Raw genomic sequence first — 15,390 nt, forward strand, 5'->3', positions numbered from 1 at the left:
TATGTTTTTTATTTCAGATGAAGTGCGAAGCACATCCCTGTAACCTTCGGCCTTCAGCCTTCAGTCTTATTCATCTGCTTTGTCATATCGGAAATGGAAAATTTATTAAAGGGCAGGAAGGCCGTGCCCAGGGCGACTATTACGAAAATTGACAGGAAGTGATAAACAAGGGCGAAGGAAAAAGCTTCCGGTTTGGCAATGTTAAACAGGCTCAATCCCAGAATACAGGCGTAATGCCAGTTGCCGATAAAACCCGGCGCCGTCGGAATCGCGATGCCCGCAACCAGGATGACCATGATAATGAAGGCTGCCAGAACCGGCAGGTCAAAACCGAAGGCCAGAAGCAGAGAATAAATCGCGGCAACATCCGTAAGCCAGACCACGGCGGACAGGAACAATAGGTACATAAGTCTCTTTACGTCGGCAATGACCAGAAAACCATCAATGAAATGATGGATGACGTTATTCACTTTTTGCGCGAGCTTTCCGGGCAACAGACGTAAAATCCGGTCAATGATTTTAACGGCATTATCTCTGCGCCAGACTAATCCGACAACAACGGCAATCATCAGCAGGGTCAGCATAAAAAAAATGATGCCGGATTTGATCATCCAGGACGGCAAATCATTGAGCATAAGAACAACAATGGTAATGGTCAGTATGGACAGACTGTCCAGCACCCTTTCCACAACGACTGTGCCGAGCGCCGAAGACATTTTGATAGAACTTTTTTTCGCGATCAGATAGGGCCTGGCCAGTTCGCCAATGCGCGCAGGTATTGCTGTAATAGCCAGAAACCCGACGCAGGTTACGGAAAAGAGGTTAAACTGAGAGATCTTTTCCATCGGCTGCAGAATAACCCCCCATCGGTAGGATCGCAATATCTGCATGAAAATGATAAAGAAAAGAGATAATGCCACATAACCCAGATGGATTTTCTTCAGGTGAGAAAAGGTTTCATTAAAATTGATTCCCCGAACAGAGAAGTAGATCAGCACAATGCCGAGCACAATGCCGAAAATGAGTTTCTTATTCATGAGAATGCTTAGCCGGGCCTTTATTTTATTTGTAGAAAATTAATTCTTGGCCAGGTTTTCGGCAATTTTATCGTGGAGACGCTGGGACGACAGCTTATCTCCAACCAGGCCCACACGGATAGAGACGTTGGTCTGATCTTTTGTCCGATAGGTAACTTCGATCTTTACCTTTTCATCATTGATGACCGTCGTGATTTTTCCCTGGGCGATTTCTTTTACAGGCCGGACTTCCATGCCGCGCATATCAGCGACCATTTTTTCACAAGCACTCCAGGTTTTATCGAAAGAAGCAGCGTAGTCTGTTTTAAGCTCGCCATCGATATAGAGAAACGTGCCGGTGCCCGCGCTGACCGCTGCTCCGCCTACCGCCAGAACCGCGCAACCGGAAAAAAGAAAAAGAGCGGATAATAGAATAAAAAATGAATATAAATTCCTTTTCATATTTGCCCCTCCAAACCATTTGAGTTTGTCTTTTTAAACATATTGTTCAATGGATTGCAACCCTATTATGTCAGGATATCACTATCTGAGCTTTTCAAATTCCCGGAGAAGATCTTCCTGCTTTCTTGTCAACTCCGTTGGAATCTGCACAAAGACTTCAATGATCTGATCTCCCCGGCCATATCCCTGCAAATGAGGGATCCCTTTGCCTTTAAGACGGAATGTACGGCCTGTCTGGGTGCCTCTGGGGATTTTGATTTTCTCGGTTTCTTTTAACGTGGGCACTTCAAGGGTTGCACCCAATGCAGCCTGAACAAAAGAGATGGGAACACGGCAGATAATATCATCGCCTGAGCGATCAAAGAAATCATGATCTTCCACATGCAAGAAGACATACAGATCGCCGCTGGGACCGCCCTGGTCTCCTGCTTCGCCTTCACCGCGAAGACGCAGCCGTGAACCGGTTTCCACGCCGGCGGGAATTTTTAATTCGACTGTTTTGCGCTGCTGCTCTTTGCCCGTGCCGCGGCAGTTATTACAGGGTTTGGTTATAAATTTGCCATGACCGTGACAATGGGGACAGGTGGAACTGATGGTGAAAAAACCGCTCGATTGAACGACTTGACCTCTTCCATGGCAGGTTGGGCAGGTCGAAGGCGAGCTGCCGGCCGCTGCGCCTGATCCCTGACATTCATGGCAGGTGTAAAGCTTTTCCAGATCGATGGTCGTCGTCAGACCAAAGGCCGCATTGAGAAAAGATATTTTCAGGTCGTAACGCAAATCAGCGCCGGCACGGGCCGTTTGCCTCGTCCTTCCGCGACCGCGCTGATGGCCGAACCCGAATACATCTTCAAAAATATCGCCAAAATTGGAGAAAACATCATCAAAACCGCTGAACCCCTGGAAACCGGTGTTGCTTAAACCGGCGTGGCCGTAATGATCGTAGATTTCCCTTTTCTGTTTGTCGCTTAAGACTTCATAGGCTTCGGCGGCTTCCTTGAATTTTTCTTCCGCCTGCTTGTCTCCCGGGTTTTTGTCGGGATGACACTGCATGGCTATCTTCCGGTAATTTTTTTTGAGTTCTTCATCCGAGGCTGTTTTCCCGACACCCAGAATTTCGTAATAATCCTTTTTGGTCATGCGCTTTGTTTTACTTCCTCCGCTTTTATCTTAATCATCAGCGCGTTTAATAATTCCGCGTTGTTGGTTTTTTCCAGCGCATGCTTTGCAAATAAATATTTTTTAAGTTCGGTTGCCTTTTGCGCGATATCTTCCCAGTCGGCGTCTCGAAGTTCAATACCCTGCGCCTTGGCTGCGCTCTGGAAAAGAAACGTGTCGCCGCTTTTAAGTGCAAGATCTTTAATCTTTTGCACGCCGGCTGTATGGCCGGCTTTGGCATAGAAGTCCAGCGCATCGGAGAGCGCTCCTCCTTCCAGATATAAATCCCCGTAGCTGACAAGTGAATCAGCGGATGTCTTGTCTATGTATAATATTTTTTGTTTTAGTCGGTAATCCGGCAGTTTTCTTATACTCAAGGAATTCCTCCTGAAAAAATAACATCATGCGGATAAGCACGTGGTAATGTAATAATGGTTTGGTTTCTGTCAATGGTCAAAATATTATTTTACAAGGCGGGAGAATGCCTCTTCATATTTTGCCCTGGTTTTTTCGATAATGTCCGGCGGTAATTCGGGTGCGGGCGGTTTCTGGTTCCAGCGAATGGAAAGCAGATAATCGCGTAAAAACTGTTTATCAAAACTTCTCTGTGACCGGCCTTCTTCGTATTCATCGGCCGGCCAGAAGCGGGACGAATCGGGTGTAAGTAATTCATCGATCAGAATCAATTCCTGGCCAAGCAAACCGAATTCCATCTTGGTGTCCGCGATGATAATGCCGGCTTTCAAAGCGATTGCTGCCGCCCGTTCGTAAATCGCCAGGGATATTTTGATAACCTTAGCGGTGAGCTCCGCCCCGATAATGTCTTCCATCTCGGAATGGGTGATTGGCGAGTCGTGATCGCCTTCCGGCGCTTTCGTCGTCGGCGTAAAAATGGTTTGAGGCAGGCGGCAGGATTCCTTCAAGCCTTCCGGTAGTTTGATTCCGGAAACAGTCTGACTGTGGCGGTAATCATTCCAGCCCGAGCCGGATAAATATCCGCGCACGATACACTCCACCGGCAGGGGGGTCGCCTTTTTAACCAGCATGCTGCGGCCCTTGAGCGTTTCGAAATAGGGCGCACACTCCGGCGGAAAGTCCGCGGCGTCCGTTGATATAATATGGTTGCCGATAATATCCTCCATTTGTTTAAACCAGAATGCGGACATTTTGTTGAGGATCACGCCTTTGCCCGGAATCGGATTGGGCATAATGACGTCGAAGGCCGAGATCCGGTCGGTGGCCACGAGGAGCAGATAGTCTTTAACGGCATAAAGGTCACGCACCTTGCCTCGATTGAGGAATTTTAGTTTCGGAAAATTCGTCTGTGAAATACTTTTAGTCATAGGTCGTCTGCTCCTTTAGCGAACTGAGGGGTTATGCTTTTTTTCATGGCCAATGGTGGACGTCGGTGTCCGGCCGTAATTGTGGCCTGGCATGACTTTGGTTTCATCAGGCAAAGTAAAAAGCTTTGTCTTGATTGCGTTATACATGGTTTGCCAGGAACCGCCGGGCAAATCGGTGCGGCCGACGGCTTCTACAAAGAGAGTGTCGCCGGTAAAAATATAACCGGGCGTGTAAAGGCACATGCCGCCGGGGGAGTGGCCGGGCGTGTGAATGACCTTCAGATCGACATTGCCGACGGAAATCATCTGGCCGTCCCGGACCAGAATATCGGGAGCCGGCGACTGTGCTGCCCCGAACATACGCAGCATTGCTGCAGGTGTGGAGGTGAGCATGATGGCGTCATCTTCATGAACAATGATTTGAGCGCCGGTAAGCTTCTTCATCCCGGCGTTCCCGCCAATGTGATCCACATGGCCGTGTGTGTTAACGATGTAGTTAATGCGCAAATTGTTTTTTGCGGCCTTTGCAAGTATTTCGTGAGTGTTGTCGGCCGGGTCAATGACCAGCGCGTCGCCGGTAACGGAATCCCCGACCAGGTAGGCGAAAACCGCCATGTGGCCGACCTGCATCTGTTCTACAAACATAAACGCTCCTTTATAAATTATGGGAGCGTAAGCTAGCATGATTGTGCCGAATTCGTCAATTTAAATCCGGTGGCGTAAAACGGCACCAAAAAAACCATCCGTATGATGGCGATGAGGGTAAGTCCTTAAAAAACCACGGCTATCCATGAGGCTGCCAGGGATGGCGGCAGGGGGTGCTATAACGGCAAAATGCGGATGATCCGTCAAAAAAGGCCGGATCACTTCTTCGTTTTCATGAGGGAGTATGGAACAAGTGCAATAAATCAGATGACCGCCCTTTTTAACAGCGCTTGCAGCATTGTGTAATATCCTGATCTGGGCTTTCGACAACGTATTCAAGTCGGAGGTCGTGAGCCGCCATTTGATTTCCGGGTTGCGTCGGAGCGTACCGGTGCCGGAGCAAGGCGCATCCACCAGAACATGATCAAATTTTTCGATGAATTCAGCGGACAGAGGCCGGTTCAGGTCAGCCTGCAGGGGTTCAATGATTGAAATTCCCATTCTTGATGCATCTTTTTTCAATTGTGCTATTTTCCCCGCATCCCGATCCAGGGCTACAATCCGGCCTTCGTTTTTCATGAGGGCCGCCAGATGTCCCGTCTTACCGCCGCTGCCCGCACAAACATCCAGAATGTTTTGACCGCAAAGAGGGCTGACCAGATAGGAAACCAGTTGAGCTGCCTCGTCCTGAAGACGTAAAAGGCCCTCTTTAAAGAAGGTCGTTTTTTGAACAGGTCTTGGAGGATCGGGAAGGTTGATGCCGTCGGGTGAAAATTGGGTCGGCGTGCAAATGAAATCTTCAGCTTTCAGCTTGTTTTCCAGTTCTTCCCTTGAAATTTTCAAAGAATTGGCGCGGAGTGTCAAAGGCGGCAATTCATTATCGGCTTTACACAACGATAGTGTTTCTTCTGCGCCAAAAATATCGAGCCATATTTTAACTAGCCACAGCGGATGGGAATAGAATGCAGCAATATGTTCAGCCGGATTTTTCTCTAAAGAGGGAAAGGAAATTTTTTCCGTGTTGCGCAGGTAGTTTCTCAAAACGGCGTTTGTCAATCCGTCGGCAGCCGGAGCGGCCTTTTTAGCTATTTTGACGGCTTCATCCACCACGGCAAAGGCCGGCAGCCGTTCGCTGAATTTGATCTGATAAAGTCCCGTGCGCAGGATATTTCTAACGACTTCCTCCATTTTGGCATAATTGCCGCGATAGAGCTGGGTAATGATCCAGTCCAGATGGCCCTGCATGCGCAGAACGCCGTACACCAGATGCGTGAGCAGACGTCCGTCCGCCGTACCGGAAAGCTTCTGTTGCTCCAGTGTTGCATCCAGCAAATCTCCGGCAAAGATCTGACTTTGCGAAACTGAATTTAAAATGTCCACGGCCTGATGGCGAATTGTTTTCTTCATATTGAACCTTAAAACTGATGGTTAACGGCCTGATGGATTATAGCACAAATGCGCGTGGCCTTTCGTTCATACCTCGGGCAGATACCGGGTAAACTGCCGGTTTCGGCACTTCTTGCTCCACTTCAGCCTAACACACTTCCCTGTTTCAGTTTATACCCGCGCAGAAATTCATGAACAGGCATTCTTTTTTTTCCGGCCAGTTGGACATCTTTTAAAATCACATAACCGTCGGCTGCTGCAACGGGCAGGCCTGTGGGTGAAGGGGGGCCGATGGCGCCGGGGGGCAGGTCTGCTAAACCCGGCTGACCTTCAGCCGTAAATATTTTCAGAGTTTGTCCGTCCAGAGATGAATAAGCCGCAGGCGTCGGGCTCAGGCCGCGGATGAGATTGACAACATTAAATATCTTGTCGTGCCAGTTGATGTTGCCTGTTTCTTTGGTCAGTCGGGGGGCGAGGGTGACACAGGAGGCATCCTGCTTTTGTCTTTGAGCCGTACCGGCAGCCACCTGCTCAATGGTTTTGATGAGCAGCTGCGCACCGAGATTTGCCAGTCGGTCATGAAGTTCGCCGTAGTTTTCTGCGGCGTCGAGCGGTGTTTCGTCCTGCATCAGGATGTCGCCCGAATCCATGCCTTCATCCATCATCATAATCGTCACACCGGTTTTGGTTTCACCGCGGATAATGCTCCAGTTCAGCGGCGCCGCACCACGGTATCTGGGTAAAAGCGACGGGTGAATATTGAGGCACCCCATCTTGGGAAAATCGATGATCACTTTGGGGAGGATCTGGCCAAAGGCTGATACGACGATCATGTCGGGATTGAGCGAATAAAGCGTTTCCAGAAAATCCTGATTTTTAACCTTAGTTGGCTGCAAGACCGGCAGTCCCAGTTTCTGTGCCAGCAGTTTTATTGGCGGGGCCACTTCTTTTTGTCCCCGTCCCGCGGGACGGTCCGGCTGTGTGGTAACCGCAATGATCGGGTAATGATGGTTATGCAGTATTTCCAGGGCGGGCAGAGCGAAAGCCGGTGTCCCCATGAAGAGAATGCGTGGTTTGTTTATCATGATACGTCCTTGTCATGTCCATTCGCGTTTATTGAAGGATAGCGCGGGCAACCAACGTCAGCCAAAGACCGGAATCGTGTGCCGCAAGGGAAGCACGTGTGAAATTATGCATCTCTCCTGACCGGTCATGACCGCCTGTTTTGTGGTCGTCACAGGCGGATGGGCATTCGTTTTCGTAATCTATATGGAAATAACAGGAATGTGTCAAGAATTACCCGTGACCGGTGGTTTTGTGACAATTTCCTATTGTCAATTTGCATTTCATGATTTATATTAAAATCAAAGAGATCTTTCTAGGTACCTATCAAACGGAAAGGAGATAAAGCATGAAGACCTACGCCATTAAGTATGTGGAACTGGCCGAAAAACACGCAGGGAGGATGGCCAAAAGATGGACGATGGATGTGCAAAACAATGCCCGGACAAAAAGGTATAAGGAACTTGATGAAGAGACCATTATGAATCAGGGGGTAAAATTTTATCACAATTTCAGTAAAATGTTTGCCGAAGAAAAGATCAGTGAAGGCACATTAAAATATTTTCGCACTTATGCTCAGGAAAGTTTCGCCCTGAAAATCTCCATGGACGAAGCGGTGTATGCACTTATTCTTTTGAGGAGGCACATCTGGTTATATGCTGAGTTCCAGACGATCTTCAGTTCCGGCATTGACCAGCGGCAGGCGCTGGATACTTTAAGCCGCACCATCCTGCTTTTTGATTATGCTATCTATGAAGTAACCAAGGAATATCAGGAATTGATGAAAAAGGAAAAAGGCAAGAAATAATTTCCGTTTCCCTATACGGCCTTATCATTGGAGAGAGGAGAACATAATATGGTAGAATCGATTAAGCTGCTGGATGTACTGGAAGCCAATATTGATGAAATAGCGGGGCATTGGGCCGCCGATGTCAAGAAGAACAAAAGAACCACCCATTATCAGGACATTCCTGACGAGAAGCTGGTGTTGCAGGCTATTAAATTCTACAGCCAGTTAAGAAATATGCTGGTTGCCCCCAATCGTTATGACAAGGCGCAGGAATTCTTCATGCACTACGCGAGAACCTGTTACGAAATGGGCGTTCCGCTGCATGAATCCATTTACGCCTTAAACATGATGCGCCGTCATATGTGGCTTTATGCGGAATTTCAGGCGATTTTTATCAACGCCATCGAGCACAATCAGGCGATCGACTCCGTGATGAGAATCATGCTGCTCATCGATTATGCCGTCTATGAGATCACACAATATTATCAGGATCGCATTCGTCTGGAAACAAAACAGAAAGCATAGCGTCAGGCAAGACGTTTCAGCAAAATAACATCGGTAAAACGGCAGCGGGTGATTAACGCTGCCGTTTTAGCATCTCCATCACGAAGGATTTGAATTATTATCAAGCGAATCAAAAATAAGATATCGGGACTGCCGCGGGATTTCCGGTTGTTTCTGGCTGCCACATTCGTTTTTGGATTTTCGCAAAGCATTGTCGATTCCACCTTCAATAATTTCCTTAATGAGACATTTTTTATCAGCGACTGGCAGCGGGGCTTCCTGGAATTGCCCCGGGAGCTGCCGGGTTTTCTGGTTATCTTTTTTGCCGCGCTTTTCTTTTTTCTGTGTTCGCGCAGACTGGCGTTTCTGGCCAATCTGTTATGCGCCTTCGGCATATTGCTGATCGGTTTTGCGTCACCCGGTTTTTCCGTGATGCTCATCTGGCTGTTTATTTTCAGCGTCGGCCAGCACTTGTTCATTCCGCTCAATCAGAGCATCGGCATGGAACTGGCTGATAAAGGCCAGGAGGGCAAAAGGCTGGGGCAGTTTTCCGCTGTGGCCAATCTGGCCATGATCCTGGGCAGCTTTGCGATTTTTGTGGGATTTAAATTCTTTCATCTCACCTTTCAGCTGTCCTACGCGGTTGCCTTTGCGGGATTTCTGACCGTGGCCGTTCTTTTATATCAGATGCAGAAAGATCAGCCGTACGCCGCCGCGACGAAATTTCAGCTGCGCAGGGAATACAAACTGTTTTACTGGCTCAATATTTTATACGGGACGCGCAAACAGATTTTTCTGACCTTTGCGCCCTGGGTGCTGGTGACGGTTTTTCATCAAAAAACACAGATGCTGGCGACCCTGTTGACCATCGGCGGCGCAATCGGCATTTTTTTCAAGCCGGTTCTGGGACGGGCGATTGACAAGCTGGGCGAAAGATTCATCCTCACGTCGGAAGCGGTATTGCTGGTATTTGTCTGTATCGGTTACGGGTATTCGCTGGTATTATTTTCAGAAACGACGGCTTTGATTGTAGCGTCCGCCTGCTTTATCGTGGATCAGCTCCTGATGTCCGTTGGCATGGCGCGGGCAACTTACCTGCTGAAAATCGCCGTCCGGCCTGAGGATGTTACCCAGACCCTGACCATGGGTGTGACCATCGATCATATCTTTTCCATCTCCGTCGCGCTTCTGGGAGGCTTTATCTGGGTGACCTGGGGATATCAATTTGTCTTTTTACTGGGTGCGGCCATTGCCGTTTTGAACTTCTTTTCGGCATTGAGAGTTCGGACGAGATGATGTAGATTATTGAATCGAATGGGCAGAAGAGTCATTTAGCATGATCTTGCAGGAAGCCGAATACGCTATGAAGTTGCCATGGGGCATAACCTGATGACCTGACCACCTAAAGGTGGCGCGAGGTCACGCGGGGTCCGAGCGCCGGAATCCAGGATGTTTTTAAAAAAGTTCCAGAACCCGGCTTTTGCCGGATGACGATCTGGGCTTTTTCATCAGTAAAATAAATCAAAAATAAAGGAAACAGGACTTATGGAAAAATACCTTGTAAAGATCATTTACATTGTGCTGGTTATCGTATTTCTGTTTTTGAGTAAAAAAATTGCCGATGCCATTACCCGGTTTGATGATGATGCGCAAATAAGTCAGAATGAAAATCTGGCGATTGCGCTCAGGCGCTTCGGCATTTTTGTAGGGATTTGTATCGCCTTGCAGGCGCTGAACATTGGCGCCTCGACTTACCGGGACATCGGTCTCTTCGCAATCTACGCTCTCATTGTGGTGCTCATCTTTTTTGCCGCTCATTTCATCAACGATTTTATTATCATTCCCAGTGCCTGTAATAATGAGCTGGTCAAAGCCGGCAATGTCCCGACAGGCCTTATCGAAGCGGGCGCGTTTATCGCCACCGGTATTCTGGTCAATGGGGCTTTCTCCGGAGAGGAGGGCGGTATCTTAAGCGCGGCGGCTTTTTTCTTTTTGGGACAGGTCGTCATGATTGCGGCGATTTACATCCACGAAAAAATATATCGCTTTCATGTCACCCGGTGTGTGCAGGATAATAACCTGAGCGCCGGCGTGGCGGTGGCCGGACTCCTCGTGGCCTACAGTATCATTTTACGCGCCAGCATTGCCGGAGATTTTACCGGATGGGTTCCGAGTCTTACGGCATTTGCCGTAAGCGCCGTTACAGGAATGATCGCTCTGATTATTTTTGAGAGGATTGCCGCGTTGATTTTTCTTCCTAAAACGTCGATTGGCGATGCCATCCGGGACGGCAATACCGCGGCCGTTGTTTTAGTACAGGCCATTACGATCGGGCTGTCACTCATGATCAGCCAGCTTATTTGACGAGGGTCGGAAGCAAATCATGAAAAAAAATACAACCGGCAAAATAATTATCGGCGGCATATTTTTTCTGGCCAACAGCCTGATCATCGGCTGCGATTCGGCGGATGATCAGGTGATGCAGGGTGGAACGCGCTCTTTCGGAGACAATGCCGGCAGCGGGGCTGCCTACCAGCAAAGCGGTGTCATGACCATGGTGGAAGAGATCGCTCCTGACGAATTCCGGATCGACAAAGAATATCCCAGTAAAACAACCGGCGTGGTCGTTTCGCGTCTGGACGGAACCAAAGAAGTGATCCCCGAAGAAAAACTGCCGGCGATCATGGAGCAGCAAAATAAGGAGAAGGGCATGGGGCTGGGATCCGTGCTGGCCGCGGGTATGGTCGGTTACATGATGGGGAAAAATTCTTCGCTCAGCCCTTATGTCTATAAGGATGACAATCTTTACAAACAAAGCTTGCTGAATCGGCAACTTTTCTACCGGCAGCAGGAAGAAGAGGACAAGCGGCGGGGCTATACAGGCGGCTACTGGTCGGGCGGCCGTTATTACAACCCTTCACGTTCCGCGGGCGGTGGACAGCAGGTCGGGAGGCCTGGAACCGGTTCGGCCAAAACCGGATTTTTCTCCCGTCTGGGCAGCAGCTTCCGGGGCTTAAGCTGATGAAAATTATTCCCGTCAGACCGGTGCCCGATGAAATCTACGAGAAACTGGGGTTCTACTGGTATGCATCCCCGCAGGATAAATCGTACGTTGCCGGTGAACTGGTTGTGGTCAGCAAAAAAGAAGGCGACGCCTATTACAGCGCCGCCAACGAACTCTATGATATGTATGTGCAGGCCGGACAATATGTCATTGACCGGAAGCTTTACGCAGAGCTCGATATTCCGCCCAGCCTTGTGGAAATGATTGAAACCAGTTGGGAAGACGACAGCCACTTTCATTTGCTGGGGCGTTTTGATCTGGCCGGGGGCCTGGATGGCTTGCCCATCAAGCTCATCGAGTTCAATGCCGATACGCCCTCGCTGATTTTTGAAGTGGCGCTGGTCCAGTGGCTGCTTTTGAAGCACAACAAAATGACGGAAGAAAATCAGTACAATAATCTCTACGAGGCGATTAAAGAAAGTTTCGGCAGGTTAAAAGCGCGGCATCCCGTCTTCGGCAAGGCTGACGACCGCATTGCGCATGCGTTGTTTTCCTGTCTCGAAGGCGCGGGCGCAGAAGATGAAAACACCGTGAGGCTTATCGAGGAGATTGCCTACGAGGCAGGATTTATCACCGGATTTGACTATGTGGAAAAAGTTTTCTTCGGGGCGGAAGAAGGTATTCTCGACAAAGAAGGGAATGCTTTCGATTACTGGTTCAAGCTGCTTCCCTATGAGCACATCTGCGTTCACGAGCCGGAACTGGCGGTGCTGCTCACTGAGATCCTCCGCCGCAAACGCTGCATCCTGCTCAATCCTCCTTATACGCTGCTTTTCCAGTCCAAGATGATTATGAAAGTGCTCTGGGACCTGTTTCCGAATCATCCACTGCTGCTGGAAACGGATACCAGGTATCTGACCGGCAAAAAGTGTGTGGAGAAGCGGACGTTCAGCCGGGAAGGCGACAACATCCGCGTTTTTGACGCACAGCGAAATGTGATCGATATGCGCCATGGTGAATACGCGATGTACGGCAAAATTTATCAGGCCTGGGCCGACCTGCCGCAGGACGCGGAAGGCAGGCTGTATCAGGCCGGTGTATTCTTCTCTTATGAAGCCTGCGGCCTGGGCTTCCGCCGTGAAAAAGGCATCATCCACAACCAGTCGCAGTTTGCGGGACACTATGTGGAAGGATAAATAACATATTTGCTGTAATATTTTGCTCGATCCCCATTCTGTTCATCCCTCAAGTTTCGTAATAACTTAACCGATATCATCGTTGAAATACTCTGAAAAAATCGGGAGAAAAGAGAAAAATATTCTTGCAGAGAGGATCGTGCAGATGACCGGTATCAGTCAAACAGGAGCTTATCTTTCGGCGATCGACCTGCTGGGGAAGAAATATGCTTCAGCCAATAGCAAACCTCGCACAGCAAAGGATACTATTATCGACAGCATCCGCCGGATCGATCCGAAAAACGCCGACGCACTGGAAAAGCAATTGAACGATACTAAACAGGTGATTGCGCAGTTGCAAAACAGCAAAGTTTACGGGGCGCAGTCAAGCAAAGCGGCTGCCGCAGAAAAACTCAAGCGCATCAAGGCGGAAATACAAATGCTGAAAGCGATGGGTGGTGATCCCAGGGTCGTTGCGAAGCAAATTGCCAGGCTGGCCAAAGAACTTGCGGCCGCGGTTCGTGAATATGCTTCCGCCAGCGGCGCGACCTCTCCTGATCAGACAGCTTCGACCGCTGTCGCAGCAAATACCTTCGGCAATAACGTTACCGCGTTAAATACCGTCGCAGGCAGCACAACCGATAGTGGGACGGCTGTATCGGCGAGTGTTGCTGCTACGGCAGGGTCCGGTGAAACATCCGCGCCCGAAGGAAAAGATAAAAAGGTTGATGGCGCCACGCAGGTGCAGGATTCCGCAGCGACGGCCACGACCGGAGCGGCGCTGGCTCAAGGCGCTCGGCAATATCAGGAAACCCAACAGCAGAAATTCAAAAACGATGTCCAGGAACAGGGCGCGAAGATCATGAAGAAGACCCTGGGGGCTATTGCCGACCGGGAGTTTGCCAATGATGTGAGCATCGTGGCGGCCCGCCTTAAGGCACTAGCCGGGCAGATAAAGCAGCGCCTGCATGAGAAGGGGGACCACAAAGTGGATCAGGATATCCGCCAAATCGGCCAGGAGCTTCTCAATGTCGAAAAAATCGTTTCCGCTATTACCGCTCCAAATCAGGGCATCATGGCGAATGATTACGCCTGAAGCATTCAGGTCTCGAGACGTTTTTCATTCATCCCGTTGAATAATTTTCCTTTCGTAACAACATCAGCCGGGCGTTTCCGAATCATTTACCCCGAAAAAATCATCGTCCCGCAGTTTATAAGGTTTTATGTGGAATGATTTAAGCTTGACAATAGAATACAGAAGAATATAATGTATTCAAAATAACGAGAAGGTGAAGCATGGCAAAAGTTGTAACATTACGGTTAAATGACGATGTTTATCATCTGTTTGAACACTATGCAAAAGATGATAACCGGCCCCTGTCCAATTTCATAGAAACGGCGGCAAGACGATACATTGAACAAAATGTTGAGTATGTCGATGAGTATGAGATGGACGAAATTAAAAATAACGCGGCGCTGAATGACAGCATCAAACGCGGCGTCAAAGACGCGAAAAACAAAAAAGGACGCTTCGTTGCCTGATTATAAAATATTTGAAACGAACGAATTTATCAATTGCCTGGAATCTCTGCCGAGAAAAGAGAAGACGCAGATTGAAAAAAAGTTAGTTCATTTCATCTACCCGCAATTAAAGACAGAACCGCATTACGGTATTAATATAAAAAAGTTGCACGGATACAAGCCCGATACCTGGAGATATCGGATAGGCAGCTACAGAATATTTTACATCATCGAAAATCAAATCATTAACATCTTGTCCATTGATCACAGAAAAGATGCGTATCGATAAAATATTTGAACGGTTTAGTCGACCCTCCTGCTGGTTCAATCATTCTGATTGAACCTTTTATTTGATCTTGCTATAAAGCACAAATCTGCGAGCCACATTATTAATTGGGAAAACATACTGGTTCAATCCGTTGGATTGAATCCGCAAGAGGAATGATTTACCGCATCATGCGTATGTTTATACAAAAGACATTTTAAGGAGGCGGCATGGAAAAACATCGTCAATGGAACAATAAAGTAAACATCCGTGTAATGATCTTATTCGTTTTAATTGCAGTAGTGATTACGAGCATCTGTGCATGCGGATGGCTGGATTCAACAAGCTGGAAGGAAGAAGTGCTTTTGCATGACGGCAGCAAAATCATTGTGAAGCGGTGGCAAAAACAGATGCGTAATTTAGGGCAAAAATCACTTATTGAGGAGCAATCCATTAGTTTTAAACTGCCGGGACAGAACAAGAAGATCACATGGAAAGATGGGCCCACCAAGGATATTCGATCTGCAAATTTTCATTTGATTGCAATGCATATAAAGGACAACGTACCCTACATAATCGCAACAGCATATGGCTGTTTATCTTATAATAAATGGGATCGACCGAATCCACCCTATGTGATTTTTAAATTTGATGGCAATGAATGGCAACGTATTCCGCTACCGGATTTGCCGTTGGAGTTTGTAAACGTCAATCTTATTATTAATTCAACAGGGCATGAAGAACAAAATGCTGCCCGTCAAGGCGTGGTCTACGCAGAAGATATAAAGGAGCTCAATAAAAGTCTAGTACAGAAAGAATATAAGTCTATTGCACGCACACCGTTGGTTGGCGTGGGGTGTGAAGGTATGATTTATGATGGGAGCGGATGGAGGGGTGTTGATTATTCTAAAATGAAAGTATCTTATAAAAGATGCATTGAGCTGTGTAAGAAGATGTTATCTAATATGAAATATTGTCCATGCGACAAATATTTTAGTAAAGACAGTTTAGGGGAATGAAAATGGGCAACTATTGCTGGTCAACAGCCAAACTAATTCC

General features: G+C 48.1%; 18 protein-coding genes. 10 read left to right on the forward strand and 8 right to left on the reverse strand.

The features are described from left to right. Positions 1 to 53 precede the first annotated feature (53 nt). The 8 genes from CVU71_05220 to CVU71_05255 all read right to left on the reverse strand — a co-directional run bounded on the left by CVU71_05220 (position 54) and on the right by CVU71_05255 (position 7,092). Positions 54 to 1,037: a hypothetical protein gene (locus CVU71_05220; GenBank protein PKN19776.1), complete on the reverse strand. Its 984-nt coding sequence runs from the start codon at positions 1,035 to 1,037 to the stop codon at positions 54 to 56. Between the two features lie 39 nt (positions 1,038 to 1,076). After that, positions 1,077 to 1,478, reverse strand: a complete 402-nt coding sequence (locus CVU71_05225) for a hypothetical protein (GenBank protein PKN19777.1) — start codon at positions 1,476 to 1,478, stop codon at positions 1,077 to 1,079. Positions 1,479 to 1,559: 81 nt separating this feature from the next. Further along, complete coding sequence (dnaJ, locus tag CVU71_05230; protein ID PKN19778.1) at positions 1,560 to 2,618, reverse strand: molecular chaperone DnaJ; 1,059 nt, start codon at positions 2,616 to 2,618, stop codon at positions 1,560 to 1,562. Beyond that, positions 2,615 to 3,013: a hypothetical protein gene (locus CVU71_05235; protein PKN19779.1), complete on the reverse strand. Its 399-nt coding sequence runs from the start codon at positions 3,011 to 3,013 to the stop codon at positions 2,615 to 2,617. The genes dnaJ and CVU71_05235 overlap by 4 nt, the downstream gene beginning before the upstream one ends. Positions 3,014 to 3,097: 84 nt before the next feature. Beyond that, on the reverse strand, positions 3,098 to 3,979 hold the full coding sequence (locus tag CVU71_05240) for a phosphoribosylaminoimidazolesuccinocarboxamide synthase (GenBank protein ID PKN19780.1): 882 nt from the start codon (positions 3,977 to 3,979) through the stop codon (positions 3,098 to 3,100). A gap of 15 nt (positions 3,980 to 3,994) precedes the next feature. Then, the gene (locus CVU71_05245) at positions 3,995 to 4,624 is read right to left on the reverse strand and encodes a hydroxyacylglutathione hydrolase (protein ID PKN19781.1); all 630 of its coding nucleotides are present in this window, start codon (positions 4,622 to 4,624) and stop codon (positions 3,995 to 3,997) included. Positions 4,625 to 4,684: 60 nt separating this feature from the next. Next, positions 4,685 to 6,031 (reverse strand): 16S rRNA (cytosine(967)-C(5))-methyltransferase RsmB, encoded by a 1,347-nt coding sequence (locus CVU71_05250; protein PKN19782.1) that lies wholly within the window; start codon positions 6,029 to 6,031, stop codon positions 4,685 to 4,687. A 122-nt stretch (positions 6,032 to 6,153) separates the two neighbouring features. Beyond that, positions 6,154 to 7,092, reverse strand: coding sequence for a methionyl-tRNA formyltransferase (locus CVU71_05255; protein PKN20079.1), 939 nt, complete (start codon positions 7,090 to 7,092; stop codon positions 6,154 to 6,156). A 329-nt stretch (positions 7,093 to 7,421) separates the two neighbouring features. Here CVU71_05255 and CVU71_05260 point away from each other — a divergent pair, with 329 nt between their 5' ends. The 10 genes from CVU71_05260 (at position 7,422) to CVU71_05305 (ending at position 15,350) form a co-directional block, all read left to right on the forward strand. Next, positions 7,422 to 7,880 (forward strand): hypothetical protein, encoded by a 459-nt coding sequence (locus CVU71_05260; GenBank protein ID PKN19783.1) that lies wholly within the window; start codon positions 7,422 to 7,424, stop codon positions 7,878 to 7,880. A 48-nt stretch (positions 7,881 to 7,928) separates the two neighbouring features. After that, positions 7,929 to 8,387: a hypothetical protein gene (locus CVU71_05265; protein PKN19784.1), complete on the forward strand. Its 459-nt coding sequence runs from the start codon at positions 7,929 to 7,931 to the stop codon at positions 8,385 to 8,387. Positions 8,388 to 8,480: 93 nt separating this feature from the next. Then, on the forward strand, positions 8,481 to 9,662 hold the full coding sequence (locus CVU71_05270) for an MFS transporter (protein ID PKN19785.1): 1,182 nt from the start codon (positions 8,481 to 8,483) through the stop codon (positions 9,660 to 9,662). A gap of 249 nt (positions 9,663 to 9,911) precedes the next feature. Beyond that, the gene (locus CVU71_05275; protein ID PKN19786.1) at positions 9,912 to 10,730 is read left to right on the forward strand and encodes a hypothetical protein; all 819 of its coding nucleotides are present in this window, start codon (positions 9,912 to 9,914) and stop codon (positions 10,728 to 10,730) included. Positions 10,731 to 10,749: 19 nt separating this feature from the next. Further along, on the forward strand, positions 10,750 to 11,388 hold the full coding sequence (locus CVU71_05280; protein ID PKN19787.1) for a hypothetical protein: 639 nt from the start codon (positions 10,750 to 10,752) through the stop codon (positions 11,386 to 11,388). After that, entirely contained in the window at positions 11,388 to 12,566 is a 1,179-nt protein-coding gene (locus tag CVU71_05285; GenBank protein PKN19788.1) for a glutathionylspermidine synthase, read from the forward strand. Before CVU71_05280 ends, CVU71_05285 begins: the two co-directional genes overlap by 1 nt. A 145-nt stretch (positions 12,567 to 12,711) precedes the next feature. Beyond that, positions 12,712 to 13,641 (forward strand): hypothetical protein, encoded by a 930-nt coding sequence (locus CVU71_05290; GenBank protein PKN19789.1) that lies wholly within the window; start codon positions 12,712 to 12,714, stop codon positions 13,639 to 13,641. Positions 13,642 to 13,841: 200 nt separating this feature from the next. Beyond that, positions 13,842 to 14,087, forward strand: coding sequence for a CopG family transcriptional regulator (locus CVU71_05295; GenBank protein PKN19790.1), 246 nt, complete (start codon positions 13,842 to 13,844; stop codon positions 14,085 to 14,087). Beyond that, on the forward strand, positions 14,080 to 14,355 hold the full coding sequence (locus CVU71_05300; protein ID PKN19791.1) for a hypothetical protein: 276 nt from the start codon (positions 14,080 to 14,082) through the stop codon (positions 14,353 to 14,355). Before CVU71_05295 ends, CVU71_05300 begins: the two co-directional genes overlap by 8 nt. A 206-nt stretch (positions 14,356 to 14,561) precedes the next feature. After that, positions 14,562 to 15,350 carry a hypothetical protein gene (locus CVU71_05305; protein PKN19792.1) on the forward strand — a complete coding sequence of 263 codons (789 nt, stop codon included), beginning with the start codon at positions 14,562 to 14,564 and terminating at the stop codon, positions 15,348 to 15,350. The last annotated feature ends 40 nt before the right edge of the window (positions 15,351 to 15,390 follow it).

It is taken from the genome of Deltaproteobacteria bacterium HGW-Deltaproteobacteria-6 (assembly GCA_002840435.1).
In the GTDB taxonomy this organism is placed as follows: Bacteria; Desulfobacterota; Syntrophia; order Syntrophales; family Smithellaceae; genus UBA8904.

Excerpts from the sequence above, each read along its gene's own strand:
- CVU71_05220 (PKN19776.1), bottom strand. The coding sequence starts at position 1,037 with ATGAATAAGAAACTCATTTTCGGCATTGTGCTCGGCATTGTGCTGATC.
- CVU71_05225 (PKN19777.1), bottom strand. The coding sequence starts at position 1,478 with ATGAAAAGGAATTTATATTCATTTTTTATTCTATTATCCGCTCTTTTT.
- dnaJ (PKN19778.1), bottom strand. The coding sequence starts at position 2,618 with ATGACCAAAAAGGATTATTACGAAATTCTGGGTGTCGGGAAAACAGCC.
- CVU71_05240 (PKN19780.1), bottom strand. The coding sequence starts at position 3,979 with ATGACTAAAAGTATTTCACAGACGAATTTTCCGAAACTAAAATTCCTC.
- CVU71_05245 (PKN19781.1), bottom strand. The coding sequence starts at position 4,624 with ATGTTTGTAGAACAGATGCAGGTCGGCCACATGGCGGTTTTCGCCTAC.
- CVU71_05250 (PKN19782.1), bottom strand. The coding sequence starts at position 6,031 with ATGAAGAAAACAATTCGCCATCAGGCCGTGGACATTTTAAATTCAGTT.
- CVU71_05260 (PKN19783.1), top strand. The coding sequence starts at position 7,422 with ATGAAGACCTACGCCATTAAGTATGTGGAACTGGCCGAAAAACACGCA.
- CVU71_05265 (PKN19784.1), top strand. The coding sequence starts at position 7,929 with ATGGTAGAATCGATTAAGCTGCTGGATGTACTGGAAGCCAATATTGAT.
- CVU71_05275 (PKN19786.1), top strand. The coding sequence starts at position 9,912 with ATGGAAAAATACCTTGTAAAGATCATTTACATTGTGCTGGTTATCGTA.
- CVU71_05280 (PKN19787.1), top strand. The coding sequence starts at position 10,750 with ATGAAAAAAAATACAACCGGCAAAATAATTATCGGCGGCATATTTTTT.
- CVU71_05285 (PKN19788.1), top strand. The coding sequence starts at position 11,388 with ATGAAAATTATTCCCGTCAGACCGGTGCCCGATGAAATCTACGAGAAA.
- CVU71_05290 (PKN19789.1), top strand. The coding sequence starts at position 12,712 with ATGACCGGTATCAGTCAAACAGGAGCTTATCTTTCGGCGATCGACCTG.
- CVU71_05295 (PKN19790.1), top strand. The coding sequence starts at position 13,842 with ATGGCAAAAGTTGTAACATTACGGTTAAATGACGATGTTTATCATCTG.
- CVU71_05305 (PKN19792.1), top strand. The coding sequence starts at position 14,562 with ATGGAAAAACATCGTCAATGGAACAATAAAGTAAACATCCGTGTAATG.